The organism is Leisingera sp. ANG-M1 (assembly GCF_000813745.1).
GTDB lineage: Bacteria > Pseudomonadota > Alphaproteobacteria > Rhodobacterales > Rhodobacteraceae > Leisingera.
This window is the reverse complement of sequence record NZ_JWLC01000016.1, coordinates 1-291: the sequence shown is the minus strand read 5'-3', so window position 1 is coordinate 291 and position 291 is coordinate 1. Positions and strand designations below refer to the sequence as shown.

Here is a 291-nt window from a genome sequence, read left to right as displayed (position 1 = left end):
TCCGGCTGGCGGTGCTGGCGGTTGCGGTCTGCCTGGGCGGCGGGGCGCTGGCGCAGGAGCGGCTGGCGCTGGTGATCGGCAATTCGGCCTATGGCTCGGTCTCCAAGCTCGACAACCCTGTGCGCGACGCAAGGCTGATCGCCGAGACGCTGGAGGGGCTGGGGTTTGACGTGACCCTGGCAGCGGATGCGAAGCAGATCGAGATGAAGCGCGCCATTGCCCAGTTCGGCCGCAAGCTGCGCAGCGCCGGCGAGGATGCGACGGGGCTGTTCTATTATGCCGGCCACGGGG

At 69.1% G+C, this 291-nt stretch carries 1 protein-coding gene; it reads left to right on the top strand.

The features are described 5' to 3' along the window. Window positions 1-291 (top strand): caspase family protein (locus RA19_RS14370; RefSeq protein WP_039163774.1); only part of this gene is annotated, 291 nt, incomplete at both ends.